Source organism: Microtetraspora malaysiensis (assembly GCF_050947145.1).
GTDB lineage: Bacteria > Actinomycetota > Actinomycetes > Streptosporangiales > Streptosporangiaceae > Microtetraspora_A > Microtetraspora_A malaysiensis.
In genome coordinates, this window is record NZ_CP191998.1 from 6,537,016 (window position 1) to 6,553,897 (window position 16,882).

A 16,882-nucleotide genomic window follows, 5' to 3' on the forward strand; every position below is an offset into this window, starting at 1 on the left:
ACACTGTTCCCGCTTCTGTCAGGCTTGGGCGCGTGACGTTCGAGAGCGACGCGATGCGCAGGGCCGCGCCCTGGTTCGACGATCTGCTGGATCCGGTGGCCGGGCTGCGCCGATCCCCGGGGTGGACCGGCCCGGCCTCCGAGCGTTTCGACCGCGAGTTGTACGGCTGGCGCGGGATGCTGCACCTGTTGGCCGAGGACCTCAGGAGCGTCGCGGCGAGACTGGACCGGGACGCGCGGCAAGCGGCCGGGCCGCCAATAGGATGATCCGGTGCTGAACCCGTCCTACCCCATCAAAACCCCCCGACTGCTGCTCCGCCCGTTCACGATGGACGACCTCGACGAGCTGTACTCCTTCCACTCGCGTCCCGACGTCGCCCGCTACGTCTACTGGGACGCCCGTACGCGCGACGAGACCAGGGCCGCACTGGAGAAGAAGATCGGGTACGCCGTCCTGAGCGACGACAACGACACCCTCAACATGGCTGTCGAGCTGCGCGAGACGGGAACATTGATCGGCGACATCTCCCTGTTCTGGCGCAGCCGTGAGCACCGGCAGGGCGAGATCGGTTTCGTCTTCCACCCCGCCTACCACGGGCGCGGGTTCGCCACAGAGGCGTCTCAGGAGCTGCTCCGGCTCGCCTTCGCCGACCTGGACCTGCACCGCGTCTACGGCCGCTGCGACAACCGCAACACCGCCTCCTCCCGCATCATGGAGCGTCTCGGCATGCGCCGCGAGGCCCACCTGGTGGAGAACGAGGTGTTCAAGGGCGAGTGGAGCGACGAGGTGATCTACGCCATGCTGCGGCGGGAGTGGACCCCTCAGGCGTAGCCCTGCCGTGGGGAATGTCGGTGCCCGTCTTTAAGGTCAGGCGCGTGGAAGCGGTACAGGGCACTCTGGACGAGCTCGGCACTCCCCTGCGGGACGTGACGTTCGTGGTCTTCGACCTGGAGACCACCGGCGGCTCGGCGGCCGAGCACGCCATCACCGAGATCGGCGCGGTCAAGGTGCGCGGCGGCGAGGTCCTCGGCGAGTTCGCCACGCTGGTCGACCCCGGCGGACCGATCCCGCCGTTCATCTCCGTCCTCACCGGCATCACCGACGCCATGGTCATGGCCGCGCCGAAGATGCCCGAGGTGCTGCCCGCGTTCCTGGAGTTCGCCGCCGGCGCCACGCTGGTCGCGCACAACGCGCCCTTCGACATGGGGTTCCTCAAGGCCGCGTGTGCCGCCGGGGGGTACCCGCCGCCGGCCAACCCCATGGTCGACACCGCGGACCTGGCGCGGCGGGTCCTCACTCGGGACGAGACGCCCAACTGCAAGCTGGCCACCCTCGCCCGGTTGTTCCGCAGCGTCACCGACCCCTGCCACCGGGCGCTCTCCGACGCCAAGGCGACGGTCGACGTGTTGCACGGCCTGATCGGCCGGGTCGGCTCGTACGGTGTGCACACCTTGGAGGACCTGCGCTCCTTCGTCCGCGCCCCGACCACGGAGCAGCAGCGCAAGCGGCACCTGGCCCAGTCGGTGCCCGGCGCCCCGGGCGTGTACGTCTTCGAGGACGCCAAGGGCGAGGCGCTCTACATCGGCAAGAGCTCCAACCTTCGCAACCGGGTCAGGAGCTACTTCACGGCGAGCGAGACCCGCCCGCGGGTCCGCGAGATGGTCGGCATCGCGGAGAGCGTCCGTTCGATCGTGTGCGCGACCGCGCTGGAGGCGGAGGTCCGCGAGCTGCGCATGATCGGGGCGGCGAAGCCGCGTTACAACAAGCGGTCCCGGTTCCCGGAGCGCGTGGTCTGGCTCAAGCTGACCGACGAGCCGTTCCCCCGGCTCAGCGTCGTCCGCGATCTCAAGGACGACCACGGCACCTATCTCGGGCCGTTCTCCAGCAGCAGGCTCGCCGACGAGGCGCGGGCCGCCCTGCACGAGGCGATCCCGCTGCGGCAGTGCACGCAGCGGCTCTCTCCCCGCGTCCGCCGCTCCGCCTGCACGCTGGCCGGGCTCGGCCGGTGCGGCGCGCCCTGCGAGGGCCGCGAGAGCGAGGGGGATTATTCACGGCACGTGGAAAGCGCCCGGCACGCGATGGAGCGCGACCCCGAGGTGGTCGTCTCCGCGATCGAGACGAGGATGCGCCGCCTGTCGGCGGAGCAGCGGTACGAGGAGGCGGCCGTGGACCGCGACCGGCTCGCCGCCTACGTCCGCACGGCCGCCCGCATGCAGCGGCTGCGCTCTCTCACCGCGATCCCGCAGATGGTGGCGGCCGCCCCCGCGTTCGACGGCGGGTGGGACATCCACGTAGTACGGCACGGGCGGCTCGCCGCGGCGGGGGTGATGCCGCGCGGCGCCCATCCGGTGCCCTACGTCGACGCCCTGGTCGCCACGGCCGAGACCGTCTCGCCGGGTCCGGGCCCCATCCCGGCGGCCAGCGCGGAGGAGACCGAGTGCGTGCTGCGCTGGTTGGAGGCCCCCGGCGTGCGGCTGGTCCGGGTGGACGGCACGTGGAGCCTCCCGGCGTACGGCGCGGGCCGGCTGCGCGCCCGGATGGAACGCGCCTACCAGGGGCTCCCCGGGCATCAGCCGCGTGAGGGCAAGCCCCTACGATGAACCATCGATCCCGCCCCCGCGTCGCCGGGGCGCGGGCCGTACGCGATGAACCCCGACTGACACAGGAGAACGCGAATGGTCACCGCGATCGTGCACATCAAGGCTGATGTCGACCGGATTCCCGAGGTCGCGCAGACGGTCGCCGAGCTCGACGGGGTCAGCGAGGTCTACTCGATCACCGGCGAGTACGACCTGCTCGCCATGATCCGCGTGGGGCGGTACGAACAGATCGCCGAGATCGTGCCCGGCCGGATCAACAAGGTGCCCGGGGTGCAGCAGACCGAGACGCACATCGCCTTCCGCACCTACTCCCGCCACGACCTCGACGCGGCCTTCTCGATCGGCCTCAGCGAGGCCGACTGACCGCACAGCAGGCGGACCCGGGTCTCGGCAGCCGCCGGGCACGACGCGCGCCGGCACCGAGCCGCCGAACAGCGCCGCTCGTTCCCACGCGCCGCGCGGCCGCTCCTCGGCGCGCCGTCGTCCCGTCCGGTCAGGCCGAGTAGGCTCCGGGTCCGCCGCGGCGTGACCGAGGCCGAGCGGGCCGCGCCGGGGCGCTGCGCGGCGCCGTACGGGGCGAGCCTCCGCCGGACCTCGGAGAGGGCGGGTGGCCACCCACGGGCGAGACAAGCGAGGCGGGCGAGCAGAAGGCGCGGCAGGCGCGCACGGTACGGCTCACGCCCCTGGCACGCGTCATCTCCGCGGCGAACCGGGACTCCCTCGTGGGGCGGATCCCCGCCCGCGCGGCTCAGGAGGCGAGGGAGCGGCTGACCTCGACCCAGCGCTTGAGCGAGGCGGCGGCCTTCCCGGTGTCGACCGCCTCGGCGGCGCGGGCGTACGCGGCGCCGAGATCGGCGACCAGGTCGTCGCCGGATCCGTCAAAGGCGACCAGGGCGGCGGCGGCGTTCAGCAGCACCGCGTCGCGCACCGGACCGGTCTTGCCCCCGAGCGTGTCATGGACGGCCGCGGCGTTGAACGCGACGTCGCCGCCGCGCAGGTCGTCCGGCCGGGACCGCGACACGCCGATGTCCGCCGGATCGAAAAGAATCTCGGCGGCGGCGCCGTCACGGACGACGAAGACCCGCGAGGGCCCGGCGGTGGAGAGCTCGTCCAGCCCGTCCTCGCCCCGGAAGACCAGCGCGGACACGCCGCGCTCGGCGAAGACGCCCGCGACCACGGGGAGCATGCGGGCGTCGAAGACGCCGATCGCCTGGGCGGTGGGCCGCGCCGGGTTGGTGAGCGGGCCGAGGAAGTTGAAGACGGTGGGGATGCCGATCTCGCGGCGCGGCGGCCCGGCGAACCGGAAGCCCGGGTGGTAGACGGGCGCGAAGCAGAACGCGATCCCGGCCTCGGCCGCGAGCCGGGCGGTGGCCTGCGGCGACAGGTCGAGGACGACACCGAGGTGCTCCAGGACGTCGGCCGCGCCGCACAGGGAGGTCGCGGCCCGGTTGCCGTGCTTGACGACCCGAGCGCCCGCGGCCGCGGCGACGATGGCCGACATCGTGGACACGTTGACGGTGTGCGCCCGATCGCCTCCGGTGCCGACGATGTCGACGACGGGCCCCTCGATGGACAGCGGAACCGCCCGCTCCAGCATGGCCCTGGCCAGGCCGGACGCCTCGGCGACGGTCTCCCCCTTCGCCCGCAGCGCGACCGCGAACGCCCCGATCTGAGCGGGGGTGGCGTCACCGGACATGATCTCGCCCATGGCCCACGCCGTCTCGTCGGCGCTCAGGTGCTCGCCGGCGAGCAGGGCGTTCAGCAGGGACGGCCAGGTGGTACGCGAGTCCATAGGGAGAGGCTCCGTTACGAGACGGGCTGGGCGGGGAGGTTCGATCCGGTCAGGTTCAGCCGGCGCCGCATGAGGTCGGCAACGGCCTCGGCGACGGCCATGGGGTCGAGCGGCTGGGCGACGACGGCGTCGGCGCGGGACCAGTTGGCGAGCCAGCGGTCGTCCTTGCGCGCGATGATGAGCAGGATCGGCGGGCAGTTGTGCACCTCGTCCTTGGCCTGCCTGCTGACCCCCATGCCCCCGGCCGGGGCGGCCTCGCCGTCGAGGACCGCGATGTCGATCTCGCCGGAGTCGAGATGCTTGAGCACGGCCGGCTGGGTGGCGCACTCGACGATCTCGACGAGAGGCACGTCCGCTGCGGGACGCCGTCCGATGGCAAGCCGCACCTTCTCACGGGTGCCTGCGTCGTCGCTGTAGACGAGAACCCTCATGTCACGCTCACTGTCGAATCGCTGGGTATGGTCATCGTGATGGTACCGGCGCCCCCGCCGTACGCGTAGCCCAGGGTTCTTGCCAGGATTCTGAGGTTCTAAACCGAGCAAAGCGGCCTCTAACGGGGGGCCGTGCGGCGACCCGACCAGGGGAGCCGCAATAATGCTGCCCGTGGCGACAGCATCCGCAATTACAACGACGACGACGCCCTACGGGACCCGCCGACCGAATCTGGTCCAGGTCGGGACCATCGTGTGGCTGTCCTCTGAGCTCATGTTCTTCGCGGCGCTGTTCGCGATGTACTTCACCATCCGGTCGGTCAGCCTCGGCCAGGGCCAGCCCTGGCCGGACACCCATCTCGACATTCCGTACGCCACGGCGAACACGATCATCCTGATCCTCTCCAGCGTGACGTGCCAGTTCGGTGTATGGGCCGCGGAAAAGGGCCAGGTCAAGAAGCTCAGGTTCTGGTACATCTTCAGCTTCATCTTGGGCGCGATCTTCGTCGCGGGCCAGCTGAACGAGTACCGCACCCTGGTGGAGGAGGGCATGACCCTCGCCTCCAGCGCCTACGGCTCCGTCTTCTACCTGACCACAGGCTTCCACGGTCTGCACGTGACGGGTGGACTGATCGCGTTCCTGTTCATTCTGGGACGCACGTACGCCGCGAAGCGCTTCACCCATGAGCAGGCCACCAGCGCGATCGTCGTGTCCTACTACTGGCACTTCGTCGACGTGGTCTGGATCGGCCTTTTCGCGACCATCTACATCATCAAATGATCGGAACGGGGAGATCGGTGAAATCCATCACCGCGCGACGGCGGCATCCCCTCGCGCGTTTTGCCGTTGTGGCACTCGCGCTGGGCCTCCTCGGCGGGGGATACGCGCTCGCCGCGCCGAACGGCAGCACCGCGGACGCGGCGGTCGCGTCCGGCAAGGCCGATGACGTGGCGAAGGGCAAGGACCTCTTCGTCGCCCACTGCGCCAGCTGTCACGGGCTGAACGCCGAGGGCACCAAGTCCGGCCCCACCCTGGTGGGCGTGGGCGCGGCGGCCGTGGACTTCCAGGTGAGCAGCGGGCGCATGCCTGCGGCCGACCCGGGGGCCCAGGCTCCGCGCAAGCCCCTTGACGAGTGGGTGACCCCCGAGGCCATCGACCAGCTCGCTGCGTACGTGCAGTCGCTGGGCGGCGGCCCGACCCGGCCGACGGCCGAGCAGGTGGACCCGGCCAAGGGCGACCCGGCGAAGGGTGGCGAGCTGTTCCGCGCGAACTGCATCCAGTGCCACAACTTCGTCGGCGCGGGCGGCGCGCTGACCTACGGCAAGTACGCACCCCCGCTGCACGAGTCGTCGCCGACGCAGATCTACGAGGCGATGGCCACCGGTCCGCAGGCGATGCCCGTCTTCAACGACTCAGTGATCACTCCCGAACAGAAGCGGGACATGATCGCCTACATCACCAGCGTCCGCGGCCAGGTGGACCCGGGCGGTGCCGGCCTCGGCAGGATCGGTCCGGTGACCGAGGGCCTGGTGGGCTGGGTCGTCGGCATCAGCCTGCTGGTTCTCGCCGCTATCTGGATCACCGCGAAGAAGCGACAGGCTCACTAATGACAGACAACACCATCGACCAGCCCGAGGATCGCGTGCCTAAGCGCGTTATCGGCACCCCCCCGCCGAGCGAGGCCGTCCTCAAGGAAGAGCCCGCCCACAAGCCCGAGGCCCTGCTTGGGGTGAAGCTCCAGGATCCCGACAGCGCCCGTAAGGCCGAAAGGGTGGTCGCGCTTCTGTTCGCGATCGCCTTCCTGGCGGGCGTCGGCTTCATCGCCTCGTACGTCATCTTCCAGGTGGGGACGCTCGAGAAGACCTCGGCGTCCAACTTCGCGCTCGGCGGCACGCTGACGCTGGCGCTGCTCGCGCTGGCGGCCGGCATCACGACGTGGGTGCGCAGGATCATGCCGAAGTACAGCATGATCCAGGAGCGCCACCCGATGGCGTCCGACTCCGAGACCCGTGAGTCCGTCAAGGAGACGTTCCTCGCGGGAGCCAACGAGAGCGGCTTCGTCAAGCACAAGCTGCTCCGCCGCACGCTGCTGCTGGCGGCGGCGCCGCTCGGCCTGGCTCCGATCGTCCTGCTCAGGGACCTCGGCCCGCTGCCGGGCACCAAGCTCCGGCACACGGTCTGGGGCGAGGCCACCAAGAACGGCAAGCCGCGCCGCCTCATCACCGAGGGCACCGGCCAGCCGATCCGCGCCGCCGACTTCAACTCGCCCGGCGGCATCCTCTCGGTGGTGCCCGAGGGTTACGAGCACGACCTCAACGCCCTGGCCAAGGCCACGCTGATCCTGCTCAAGTTCCGTCCGGAGGAGCTCAAGTCCGGCACGAACCTGAACTGGACGCACGACGGCATCGTCGCCTACTCGAAGATCTGCACCCACGTGGGCTGTCCCGCGGCGCTGTACGAGCAGACGACCCACCACATCCTCTGCCCGTGTCACCAGTCGACCTTCGACGCCGCCGACGGCGCCAAGGTCGTCTTCGGTCCCGCGGCGCGGCCGCTGCCGCAGCTTCCGATCGGGATCGACGAAGAGGGCTACCTCATCGCCAAGGCCGACTTCAACGTGCCCGTCGGTCCCAGCTTCTGGGAGCGCGGGGACGCTGAGAAGGAAGCCCGGGAGAAGGCGGAGAAGGCGTAATGGACACTCCTCCGAAGGCAATCGCCGGCGTTTCGACCTTCGTCGACGACCGGCTCGGGGCGGGCAGCTTCCTCAAGCGCAATCTGCGGAAGATGTTCCCCGACCACTGGTCGTTCCTGCTGGGTGAGATCGCGCTCTACTCGTTCGTCATCCTGCTGCTGACCGGTACGTTCCTGACGTTCTGGTTCAGGCCCACCATGGGCGAAGTGATGTACAACGGGGCGTACGAGCCGCTCAAGGGCGTCATGATGTCCGAGGCGTACGCCTCGGCGCTGAACATCTCGTTCGACGTCCGCGGCGGTCTGCTCATCCGGCAGATCCACCACTGGGCGGCCCTGCTGTTCATCGCCGGCATGGTGGTGCACATGCTCCGCGTGTTCTTCACCGGGGCATACCGCAAGCCGCGCGAGCTGAACTGGCTGATCGGCATCCTGCTGCTGAGCCTCGCCCTGTTCGAGGGTCTGACCGGTTACTCGCTGCCGGACGACCTGCTGTCCGGTGCCGGTCTGCGCATCACCCAGGGCGTCATCCTGTCGATCCCGCTGATCGGCACGTACATCCAGTTCTTCCTGTTCGGGGGCGAGTACCCCGGCGAGGACATCATCTCCCGGTTCTTCACGCTGCACATCCTGCTCATCCCGGGCATCCTGCTGGCGCTGATCACCGCTCACATGATCCTCATGTGGGTGCAGAAGCACACGCAGATGCCGGGCAAGGGCCGGACCGAGCGCAACGTGGTGGGCGCGCCGTTCTACCCGGCCTTCATGGCCAAGGCGGGCGCGTACTTCCTGTTCACGTTCGGCGTGCTGGCGCTGCTGGGCACGTTCGCGCAGATCAACCCGATCTGGCTGTTCGGGCCGTACACACCGGCGGACATCTCGGCGGGCTCGCAGCCCGACTGGTACATGGGCTTCCTCGAAGGCTCTCTACGTCTGATGCCCGCGTGGGAGATCAACCTCTTCGGCACGTCCGGAGGCACGATCCCGCTGAGCGTGCTGATCCCGGCGCTGCTGCCGCTGGGGCTCATCATGACCGGCCTGGCGCTGTATCCGTTCCTGGAACAGTGGGTGACCGGCGACCGGCGCGAGCACCACATCGTCGACCGGCCGCGCAACAACCCGCACCGCACCTCGATCGGCATCTCCGCGATGACGTTCTACGGTGTCCTGTGGCTGCTGGGCGCCAACGACGAGATCTCGGCCAACTTCCACATCGGCCTCTACGAGACGACGATCTTCGGCCGGGTGGCCGTCTTCCTCGGCCCGGCGATCGCCTACTTCGTCACCTACCGGATCTGCCTCGGCCTCCAGCGCAAGGACGCCGAGATCGTGTCCCACGGTGTCGAGTCCGGTGTCATCAAGCGGATGCCGAACGGCGAGTACATCGAGGTCCACACGCCGCCGGCGGACGACATCCTGGCGCACATGCGGGGCAAGAAGGAGATCCCCGTCATCGAGAGCGCAGCCGACCGTGAGGGGATCCCGCCCAAGGGCGCCCGCTCGCTGATCGGCCGGCTCCGCGCCAAGATGAGCAAGGCGTACGGCACCGACCGCGTCCCCCTTGAGGAGGGCCACGGCGAGGAGCACGTCGCCGTCGGCGCCGGGGAGCACAAAGAAGGTCACTGAGTCCGGGTGAACCGCACGTGAGCGGCCCGGGTGGGGATTCCCACCCGGGCCGTTTCGCTTTCTCCGGCCCCGTGGGGGCCGCACGACGCCTTTGGGCGCCGCACGGCGACCTACCCTCAGGGACGGGCCCCTACGGCTCGCCGGGGCGGCGCGGCGCCGCTGAGCCGCCCTGAGCGGCCGCCCGCGACGCGCGCACGCCACCACAAGGGCGCCTCTCCCCCGAATTGGCTGTCCGGCCCTCATTCGGCCGCAGACGGCGGACTCCCGCGCCCCCGAGAAAGGGGGACACGGGCCGTCGTCGCGGCGTTCAGCGGCCGTCAGAGCGGCTCGGTGCTGGCGCCGCGGAGCCGGCTCCACTTGAGCCACTGCTTCCAGGATTCCTGCCAGTGCCCCCAGCCGTTCGTCGGGTCGAGCGGCCGCGGCGATCCACTGATGACGATGGGGTCGCCGATCAGGGTGTTGATCCTGAACCACTTCGCGTTCGCGGGGCTGACGTTGACGCAGCCGTGGCTCACGTTGGAGTTGCCCTGGTCCCCCACCGACCACGGGGCGCCGTGCACGTACTCGCCGGTGTCGGAGATCCGTACGGTGTCGTAGACGGTGGTCTGGTAGTAGCCGGGGCTGCCGGGGCCGATCCCGGGCGAGGTCATGACGGTGACGAGCTCGCGGTCCATGGCGAGATGGATGCCCGAGGTCGTGTAGTACTTCATCGCACCGCCCATGCCGGCGCTGATGGGCATGCTCCGGATGACCTTCCCGTCACGCTCCACCTTCATGTAATGCGATCCGGTGTCGGCGTGGCTGATCTGAGAGCGGCCGATGGTGAAGTCGCGGACGTAGTCCTTCGTACCGTACGTGCCCTCGCCGCCGCGGACACCGGCGAGCCGGGCCACCAGCCGGACCTTCGTGTGCGCCGGCCAGTACTCCTTGGGACGGAACGTCACCCGGCGGTTGTCGAACCAGTGCCACGCGCCCTGGATCGGCTTGGACGCGTAGACCTGCAGGTTCTTCTCCACCGAGACGCGGTCGGTGACGTCGTGGTCGAATGTGATCATGATGGGCATGCCGATGCCCACTGTCAGACCGGTGATCTCCTTGTTCGGGAGGATGGTCTGGACGTCGAACGTCTTGGCCGCCTTCTGCGTCGAGAAGACGCTCCTGGTCTCGGTGGTCTTGCCCGCCGCGTTGACCCCCACGGCGGTGACCGTGTAATCGGTGCCCGGTGTCATCGGCCGGGCGCTCCGCCACCTCGTCCGGTCGGCGCTGAACATCCCGGCCACGGGCTTGCCCTTCGCCTCGGCCGTGACGCTCTTCAGCGTCCCCGCGGCGGCCGTGATCATGATGGGCAGTTCGGGCGCGAGGCCCTGGGCCCCGTTCTCCGGCGTGATGCCCACCGCCGCCGCAGGTACGCCGGCCTCCTTCTCGCGATCCGCCACGGCGGCGGAACATCCGGTCGCCATGAGTATGGCAAGCAGCCCAGCACCAGCTCGCACGTCGGCCTCCCCCCGCCACGTACCACTTGCAACGGGTTAGTACCCGATTACGTTGGGTCTGCGCTCAGGGCAGGGATGACACCTGGCAAAGAAAAGCGTCGCGGCCGGCCAACGAGATCGTTGGCCGGCCGCGACGGAGTCGGTGGAGACGCGCTCCTCCGGGTCAGTGCGAGAAGTTGCCCCGGTAGTACTGGAACACGAAGCCGATCATGCTCATGACGGTGGCGAAGACACCGATCAGGAAGAGCCACATCCCGACGGCGAAGCCGAAGAACGTCAGCGCCGCGGAGAGGCAGACGAACAGCGGCCACCAGCTGTGCGGGCTGAAGAAGCCCAGCTCGCCGGCGCCGTCGCTGATCTCGGCCTCCTTGCTGTCCTCCGGCTGCTCACCGATGCGGCGAGCCGTGAAGAGCAGGTAGTAGCCGACCATGAAGGCGAGGCCGACGGAGATGGCCATCACCGCGGTGCCGGTCGGCTCCTTGGACCAGAACCAGTAGACCACGTCCACTGCGGCGAAGAAGAGGCCGCAGATCACGAACACCCAACCCTGGACCTTCATCGGCCTTCCTCCAGTGCAGGCTGCGCGGAAAGGTGCGGGTACTTCAGGTCGAACGCGGGACGCTCAGACCGGATGCGCGGCAGCGACGTGAAGTTGTGCCGCGGCGGCGGGCAGGAGGTCGCCCACTCGAGCGAGCCGCAGTAGCCCCACGGGTCGTCGACGGTGACCTTCGGCGCCTTCTTCCACGTGATCCACATGTTGTAGAAGAACGGCAGCAGCGAGGCGCCGAGGAGGAACGCGCCCACCGACGAGACCATGTTCAGGTCGGTGAAGCCGTCCACCGCCGCGTAGTCGGCGTAGCGGCGCGGGAAGCCGATGACGCCCAGCCAGTGCTGCACCAGGAAGGTCAGGTGGAAGCCGAAGAACGTGAGCCAGAAGTGGACCTTGCCCAGCCGGTCGTTCAGCATCCGCCCGGTGAACTTGGGCCACCAGAAGTAGAAGCCCGAGAACATCGCGAACACCACGGTGCCGAAGATCACGTAGTGGAAGTGGGCCACGACGAAGTAGGTGTCGGTGATGTGGAAGTCGAGCGGCGGCGAGGCCAGGATGACGCCGGTGAGACCGCCGAAGAGGAAGGTCACCAGGAAGCCGATCGCGAACAGCATCGGCGACTCGAACGTCATATGGCCACGCCACATCGTGCCGATCCAGTTGAAGAACTTCACACCGGTCGGGACCGCGATGAGGAACGTCATGAACGAGAAGAACGGCAGGAGCACCTGGCCGGTCGCGAACATGTGGTGCGCCCACACGGTGATCGACAGGCCCGCGATCAGGATCGTCGCGCTGACCAGGCCGATGTAACCGAAGATCGGCTTGCGGCTGAACACCGGGATGACCTCGGTGATGATGCCGAAGAACGGCAGCGCGATGATGTAGACCTCGGGGTGCCCGAAGAACCAGAACAGGTGCTGCCACAGCATCGCGCCACCGGTGGCGGAGTCGAAGATGTGGGCGCCGAGCTTGCGGTCGGCCTCCAGCGCCAGCAGCGCGGCCGCGAGGACCGGGAAGGCCAGCAGCACCAGGACGCTGGTGAGCAGGATGTTCCAGGTGAACATCGGCATCCGGAACATGGTCATGCCGGGCGCGCGCATGGTGATGATCGTGGTGATGAAGTTCACCGCGCCGAGGATCGTGCCGAGCCCGGACAGCGCCAGACCCATGATCCACATGTCGCCGCCGAGGCCGGGCGAGGTCACCGCGTTGGACAGCGGCGCGTACGCCGTCCATCCGAAGGCGGCCGCGCCGCCCGGGGTGATGAAGCCCGCCACCGCGATGGTGCTGCCGAACAGGTAGAGCCAGTAGCTCACCATGTTCAGCCGGGGGAAGGCCACGTCGGGCGCGCCGATCTGCAACGGCATGATCGCGTTGGCGAAGCCCGCGAAAAGCGGCGTCGCGAACATCAGCAGCATGATCGTGCCGTGCATGGTGAAGAGCTGGTTGAACTGCTCGTTCGTCACGAACTGCAGGCCCGGCTGGGCCAGCTCGGCGCGCATGACCAGCGCCATGACGCCGCCGATCAGGAAGAACACGAACGACGTGATCAGGTACAGGTTCCCGATGACCTTGTGGTCAGTGGTGGAAAGCCACTTGGCCACGACCGAGCCCTTGGTGTACGGCCGGGCCGCGAGGGCGGCGGGTTGGTGGATGGCGGTCACTGTGCACTCCCCGCCTGGCTCTGGATGTACTGGTCGAACTCCGCCTGCGGCACGAGCTTGACGGAGAACAGCATCTTGCTGTGGTCGACGCCGCACAGCTCGGCGCACCGTCCGACGAAGACGCCGGGGCGGTTCAAGGTCTTGATCTGGAACTTGTTGTGGACCTGGCCGGGGAACACGTCCTGCTTGAACAGGAAAGCCGGCACCCAGAACGAGTGAATGACGTCGGGCGAGTGCAGCTCGAACTCGACCTCGGCGCCCGTCGGCAGCACGAGCTGCGGGCCCTCGGGGTTCTCGACGCTCTGCTTGGCGAGGTCGACCGGCACGCCTTCGACCTTGGCGGTCTTGTCCTGGTACTCGGTGGTGAAGCGCCAGCTCCACTGGAAGCCGTCGACCTTGACCTTGACCGGAGCGGTGCCGGTCACCTTCATGATCGTGGTCTCGTCACGCGAGGTGAAGTAGAAGAAGACCGAGACCATGATGATCGGCACCACGGTGTAGAGGATCTCGATCGGCAGGTTGTACCGCACCTGAGGCGGCAGCCGGTCCGGCGAATTCTTCTTCTTACGGTGGAACGCGCACGCCCAGAGGATCAGGCCCCACACGACGATGCCGGTGGCCAGTGCCGCGATCCAGGCCCCGTTCCAGAGCGACTGGGTAAGGAGTGACTGCTCTGTAACGCCCTCGGGCATACCGCCACGGGACCACTGCTCAGTCGTCTGGGCGCTACACGCCGTCGCAGCAGCCACGAGCACCGCCAGAGCGGCGACGCGTGGCAACCGGCGGCGGGCCAACGGTCGCCGTGTCGTACGGCGGGTCGGACTCACGGATTGCCTACCCCACAGGTGAAGCCCAAGAGTCCTTCTCCTGGGCGAATCTTCCAACTTGCACGTTCAAAGGGACCAGGGCCGTCTCGGACCGGTCACCCCTTTACTTGATTGAGTTCACGCTGGGGGACACATTAGCGCGGACCGGGACCGCCCCTCTGAGCAGCCCCCGTTAATGTCCTAACTGTGGTCTATCTGGACGCTGCCTCGACTGAACCCCTTCATCCCGCGGCGCGGGACGCCCTGCTGTCCGCCCTCGACTCCGGCTGGGCCGACCCGGCACGCCTTTACGGCGCCGCGCGACGCGCGCAGATGCTGCTTGAGCAGGCGCGGGCCGACGTCGCCGAGGTGATCGGCGCCCGCCCGGACGAGGTGGCGTTCACCTCGTCGGGCACCCAGGCGGTCCATCTCGGCGTCCTCGGCACGTTGAACGGCCGCAGGCGCGTCGGAGATCGCCTGGTGACCGGCGCGGTCGAGCACTCCAGTGTCCTGCACGCCGCCGAGGAGCACGAGCGCGGGGGCGGCACGGCCGAGGTCGTCGGCGTGAGCCGTTCCGGCCGGGTGGACGCGGAGGCGTTCGCGCGGGCCGTCTCCGCGCCGGGGACGGCGCTGGCCTGCCTGCAGACGGCCAACCACGAGGTGGGGACCCTCCAGCCCGTCGAGGAGGCCGCCGCGGCCTGCCAGGAGGCGGGGGTGCCGCTGCTGGTCGACGCCGCGCAGTCGGCGGGGCGGCTCCCGCTCCCCCGCGGCTGGTCCGTGCTGACGGCGAGCGCGCACAAGTGGGGCGGCCCGGCGGGGGTCGGGGTCCTCGCGGTGCGCAAGGGGACCCGCTGGCGCTCGCCGTACCCGCAGGACGAGCGGGAACGGCGCCGCGTGCCGGGGTTCGAGAACGTCCCGGCGATCGTGGCCGCCGCGGCGGCGCTGCGCGCGACGGCCGAAGAGGCCGCGGCGGAGAACGCTCGGCTGTCGGCCCTGGTCGATCGGGTCAGGACCGAGGTTCCGCGCCTGGTTCCCGATGTGGAGGTGGTCGGCGACCCCGTCCTGAGGTTGCCGCATATCGTCACCTTTTCGTGTCTTTACGTGGAGGGCGAGGCGCTGCTGACCGAGCTGGACCGGGCCGGGTTCGCCGTCTCATCCGGGAGTTCCTGCACGGCGAGTACGCTTCGTCCATCGCACGTGCTGGAGGCGATGGGGGTGCTTACGCACGGGAACGTCCGGGTATCGCTGCCTCGAGGCGTGTCCGAGGGCGACGTCGACCGGTTCCTCGCCGCACTACCGGACATCGTGCGACGCATCCGAGCGAGTTTGGGAGTGCGCTGATGTGGCGGAGGCGTTCGGGGGCCGGCGGGGGCGAGACCGGGGAGCCGAGGGCGGAGGCGGTGGCCGAGACACAGGCCGGGACGCGTGAGCCCGCCGCTCTGACGATCGACGCGCTCGGGCGCAAGTGCCCGATCCCGATCATCATGCTGGCCGACCAGATCAACCAGGTGCCGATGGGCGCGGTGGTCGAGGTCCTGGCCGACGACCCGGCCGCGTACACCGACATCCCCGCGTGGTGCCGGCTGAAGTCCCACGCGCACGTGGGCAGCGCCGAGATCCCCCAGGGCGGCTGGGCCATCCAGGTGCGGCGTAACTACTGACCGCCCATCTTCTGGGTAGAGGGTCCCCGGAAACGCACATCGAGAGATCTCGGGGGATTTCATGACCACCGCACGCAACGTCATGCACTTCGGCGTGCAGTGCATCGGGGAGAACGAGAACCTGCTCACCGCCGCGCGGATGATGCGCGACCTCAACGTCGGATCGCTGCCGGTGTGCGGCGAGGACGACCGGCTCAAGGGGATCATCACCGACCGCGACATCGTCATCAAGTGCGTCGCGGCCGGTAAGAACTGCGCCGAGGTGAAGGCGAGGGAACTCGCGCAGGGCACGCCCGTGTGGATCGACGCCGACGCGGATCTGGACGACGCACTCCAAACCATGGAGGAGCACCAGATCCGGCGGCTGCCCGTGCTGGAGAACCACCGACTGGTCGGGGTGATCAGCGAGGCCGACCTGGCCGCCCACCTGCCCGAGGACAAGCTCGCCGAGGCGGTCACCAGGATCTACGCGGAAAGCACGCCGCGTCGGTAACCGCGTGCCGCGGCTACGCGTAGTGGCACTTCACGTGGACGGCGACCTCGCCCGCGGCGTCCTGGCCGTAGACGGCGCCGAACCGCTCCAGGAAGACGCGCTGGCTCAGCTCGTACTCCTGGCAGCCGACCTGCTCCAGGACATGCGTCGCGGTGAGGTTGCCGACCTGCGCGCAGCGCTCGAGTGACAGGTCCCAGGAGAGGGCCGAAAGGAAGCCGGCCCGGAAGGCGTCGCCGACGCCGGTCGGGTCGGCTTTACCCAGCTCGGGAGCCGGGGGGACGTGCAGGCTCGGCTCGCCGACGCGGTCGATCCGCGCGCCCTTCGGGCCGAGCGTGGTGACGCGCACGCCGACCCGCTGCAGGATCTCCTCGTCCGACCAGCCGGTCTTCTGCTCGATGAGGCCCTTTTCGTAGTCGTTGCCGAACAGGTAGGCCGCGCCGTCGACGAGCTGGCGGATGTCCTCGCCGGGCATCCGGGCGAGCTGCTGGGAGGGGTCGGCCGCGAAGGGGATGCCCCGGCCGCGCGCCTCGTCCGTGTGCCGCAGCATGGCATCGGGGTCGTTGGGGCTGATCAGGACCAGGTCGAGGCCGCCGAGGCGGTCGATGATCGGGCCCAGCTCGATCTCCCTGGCCTCGGCCATCGCCCCGGTGTAGAACGAGGCGATCTGGTTGTGATCCTCGTCCGTGGTGCACAGGAAGCGCGCCGTGTGGTGCAGCTCGGAGACGTAGACCGACTCGCAGTCGACGCCGTGGCGCTCCAGCCACGATCGGTAGTCCGTGAAGTCCGTTCCCACGGCGCCGACGAGGACGGGGCGCTGCCCCAGGCATCCCATGCCGAACGAGATGTTCGCCGCGCACCCCCCGCGGCGGATCTGCAGTTCGTCGACCAGGAAGGACAGGGATACCCGGTCGAGCTGTTCGGCGATGAGCTGGTCCCCGAAACGGCCGGGGAAGGTCATCAGGTGGTCGGTCGCGATGGAGCCGGTGACGGCGATGCGCACGGGGTCAGTCTCCTCGTTGTCAGCATCTGGACGAACGTTTCGAGGGTCTCCATAGGTCTTCGCGGACGCCT

The 16,882-nt window shown here is 69.1% G+C and carries 18 protein-coding genes; 11 read left to right on the forward strand and 7 right to left on the reverse strand.

The window, feature by feature from the left end:
* Window positions 1-32 precede the first annotated feature (32 nt).
* The 4 genes from ACQP1V_RS30775 to ACQP1V_RS30790 all read left to right on the forward strand — a co-directional run bounded on the left by ACQP1V_RS30775 (window position 33) and on the right by ACQP1V_RS30790 (window position 2,963).
* Complete coding sequence (locus ACQP1V_RS30775) at window positions 33-266, forward strand: hypothetical protein (protein WP_433413495.1); 234 nt, start codon at window positions 33-35, stop codon at window positions 264-266.
* Window positions 267-270: 4 nt separating this feature from the next.
* A complete protein-coding gene (locus ACQP1V_RS30780) occupies window positions 271-831 on the forward strand; it encodes a GNAT family N-acetyltransferase (RefSeq protein WP_433413497.1) in 561 nt (186 codons plus the stop codon).
* 14 nt (window positions 832-845) lie between these two features.
* Window positions 846-2,600, forward strand: a complete 1,755-nt coding sequence (locus ACQP1V_RS30785; RefSeq protein WP_433413498.1) for a DEDD exonuclease domain-containing protein — start codon at window positions 846-848, stop codon at window positions 2,598-2,600.
* 75 nt (window positions 2,601-2,675) lie between these two features.
* Window positions 2,676-2,963: an Lrp/AsnC family transcriptional regulator gene (locus ACQP1V_RS30790; RefSeq protein ID WP_067128174.1), complete on the forward strand. Its 288-nt coding sequence runs from the start codon at window positions 2,676-2,678 to the stop codon at window positions 2,961-2,963.
* Between the two features lie 385 nt (window positions 2,964-3,348).
* Here the strand turns inward: ACQP1V_RS30790 and trpD are convergent, their stop codons facing one another.
* Complete coding sequence (trpD, locus tag ACQP1V_RS30795) at window positions 3,349-4,392, reverse strand: anthranilate phosphoribosyltransferase (RefSeq protein ID WP_433413499.1); 1,044 nt, start codon at window positions 4,390-4,392, stop codon at window positions 3,349-3,351.
* A gap of 14 nt (window positions 4,393-4,406) precedes the next feature.
* Window positions 4,407-4,823 (reverse strand): hypothetical protein, encoded by a 417-nt coding sequence (locus tag ACQP1V_RS30800; RefSeq protein ID WP_387408718.1) that lies wholly within the window; start codon window positions 4,821-4,823, stop codon window positions 4,407-4,409.
* A gap of 163 nt (window positions 4,824-4,986) precedes the next feature.
* Here ACQP1V_RS30800 and ctaE point away from each other — a divergent pair, with 163 nt between their 5' ends.
* From ctaE to qcrB, 4 genes are read left to right on the forward strand one after another with little or no spacing between them, the layout of a single operon-like run.
* Window positions 4,987-5,604, forward strand: coding sequence for an aa3-type cytochrome oxidase subunit III (gene ctaE, locus ACQP1V_RS30805; protein ID WP_067128166.1), 618 nt, complete (start codon window positions 4,987-4,989; stop codon window positions 5,602-5,604).
* A gap of 17 nt (window positions 5,605-5,621) precedes the next feature.
* Complete coding sequence (qcrC, locus tag ACQP1V_RS30810; protein WP_433413500.1) at window positions 5,622-6,431, forward strand: cytochrome bc1 complex diheme cytochrome c subunit; 810 nt, start codon at window positions 5,622-5,624, stop codon at window positions 6,429-6,431.
* Window positions 6,431-7,516: a cytochrome bc1 complex Rieske iron-sulfur subunit gene (qcrA, locus tag ACQP1V_RS30815; protein WP_433413501.1), complete on the forward strand. Its 1,086-nt coding sequence runs from the start codon at window positions 6,431-6,433 to the stop codon at window positions 7,514-7,516. The genes qcrC and qcrA overlap by 1 nt, the downstream gene beginning before the upstream one ends.
* Complete coding sequence (gene qcrB / locus ACQP1V_RS30820; protein ID WP_067128157.1) at window positions 7,516-9,141, forward strand: cytochrome bc1 complex cytochrome b subunit; 1,626 nt, start codon at window positions 7,516-7,518, stop codon at window positions 9,139-9,141. Before qcrA ends, qcrB begins: the two co-directional genes overlap by 1 nt.
* A gap of 317 nt (window positions 9,142-9,458) precedes the next feature.
* Here the strand turns inward: qcrB and ACQP1V_RS30825 are convergent, their stop codons facing one another.
* The 4 genes from ACQP1V_RS30825 to ctaC form a co-directional block, all read right to left on the reverse strand.
* Window positions 9,459-10,634 carry a L,D-transpeptidase gene (locus tag ACQP1V_RS30825; RefSeq protein WP_433413502.1) on the reverse strand — a complete coding sequence of 392 codons (1,176 nt, stop codon included), beginning with the start codon at window positions 10,632-10,634 and terminating at the stop codon, window positions 9,459-9,461.
* A 163-nt stretch (window positions 10,635-10,797) separates the two neighbouring features.
* Window positions 10,798-11,193 (reverse strand): cytochrome c oxidase subunit 4, encoded by a 396-nt coding sequence (locus ACQP1V_RS30830; protein ID WP_067128151.1) that lies wholly within the window; start codon window positions 11,191-11,193, stop codon window positions 10,798-10,800.
* The gene (gene ctaD, locus ACQP1V_RS30835) at window positions 11,190-12,851 is read right to left on the reverse strand and encodes an aa3-type cytochrome oxidase subunit I (protein ID WP_433413503.1); all 1,662 of its coding nucleotides are present in this window, start codon (window positions 12,849-12,851) and stop codon (window positions 11,190-11,192) included. Before ctaD ends, ACQP1V_RS30830 begins: the two co-directional genes overlap by 4 nt.
* Complete coding sequence (ctaC, locus tag ACQP1V_RS30840; protein ID WP_433413504.1) at window positions 12,848-13,678, reverse strand: aa3-type cytochrome oxidase subunit II; 831 nt, start codon at window positions 13,676-13,678, stop codon at window positions 12,848-12,850. The genes ctaD and ctaC overlap by 4 nt, the downstream gene beginning before the upstream one ends.
* A 186-nt stretch (window positions 13,679-13,864) precedes the next feature.
* Between ctaC and ACQP1V_RS30845 the strand changes: the two genes are divergently transcribed.
* The 3 genes from ACQP1V_RS30845 to ACQP1V_RS30855 all read left to right on the forward strand — a co-directional run bounded on the left by ACQP1V_RS30845 (window position 13,865) and on the right by ACQP1V_RS30855 (window position 15,811).
* Window positions 13,865-14,998: a cysteine desulfurase family protein gene (locus tag ACQP1V_RS30845; protein ID WP_433413505.1), complete on the forward strand. Its 1,134-nt coding sequence runs from the start codon at window positions 13,865-13,867 to the stop codon at window positions 14,996-14,998.
* Window positions 14,998-15,318 (forward strand): sulfurtransferase TusA family protein, encoded by a 321-nt coding sequence (locus ACQP1V_RS30850; protein ID WP_433413506.1) that lies wholly within the window; start codon window positions 14,998-15,000, stop codon window positions 15,316-15,318. The genes ACQP1V_RS30845 and ACQP1V_RS30850 overlap by 1 nt, the downstream gene beginning before the upstream one ends.
* Window positions 15,319-15,379: 61 nt before the next feature.
* Complete coding sequence (locus ACQP1V_RS30855) at window positions 15,380-15,811, forward strand: CBS domain-containing protein (protein ID WP_433413507.1); 432 nt, start codon at window positions 15,380-15,382, stop codon at window positions 15,809-15,811.
* Between the two features lie 13 nt (window positions 15,812-15,824).
* Here ACQP1V_RS30855 and ACQP1V_RS30860 read toward each other — a convergent pair whose 3' ends face one another.
* Window positions 15,825-16,811: a carbohydrate kinase family protein gene (locus ACQP1V_RS30860; protein ID WP_433413508.1), complete on the reverse strand. Its 987-nt coding sequence runs from the start codon at window positions 16,809-16,811 to the stop codon at window positions 15,825-15,827.
* Window positions 16,812-16,882 lie beyond the last annotated feature (71 nt).

Excerpts from the sequence above, each read along its gene's own strand:
- ACQP1V_RS30785 (WP_433413498.1), top strand. The coding sequence starts at position 846 with ATGTCGGTGCCCGTCTTTAAGGTCAGGCGCGTGGAAGCGGTACAGGGC.
- ACQP1V_RS30790 (WP_067128174.1), top strand. The coding sequence starts at position 2,676 with ATGGTCACCGCGATCGTGCACATCAAGGCTGATGTCGACCGGATTCCC.
- trpD (WP_433413499.1), bottom strand. The coding sequence starts at position 4,392 with ATGGACTCGCGTACCACCTGGCCGTCCCTGCTGAACGCCCTGCTCGCC.
- ACQP1V_RS30800 (WP_387408718.1), bottom strand. The coding sequence starts at position 4,823 with ATGAGGGTTCTCGTCTACAGCGACGACGCAGGCACCCGTGAGAAGGTG.
- ctaE (WP_067128166.1), top strand. The coding sequence starts at position 4,987 with ATGCTGCCCGTGGCGACAGCATCCGCAATTACAACGACGACGACGCCC.
- qcrA (WP_433413501.1), top strand. The coding sequence starts at position 6,431 with ATGACAGACAACACCATCGACCAGCCCGAGGATCGCGTGCCTAAGCGC.
- qcrB (WP_067128157.1), top strand. The coding sequence starts at position 7,516 with ATGGACACTCCTCCGAAGGCAATCGCCGGCGTTTCGACCTTCGTCGAC.
- ACQP1V_RS30830 (WP_067128151.1), bottom strand. The coding sequence starts at position 11,193 with ATGAAGGTCCAGGGTTGGGTGTTCGTGATCTGCGGCCTCTTCTTCGCC.
- ACQP1V_RS30850 (WP_433413506.1), top strand. The coding sequence starts at position 14,998 with ATGTGGCGGAGGCGTTCGGGGGCCGGCGGGGGCGAGACCGGGGAGCCG.
- ACQP1V_RS30855 (WP_433413507.1), top strand. The coding sequence starts at position 15,380 with ATGACCACCGCACGCAACGTCATGCACTTCGGCGTGCAGTGCATCGGG.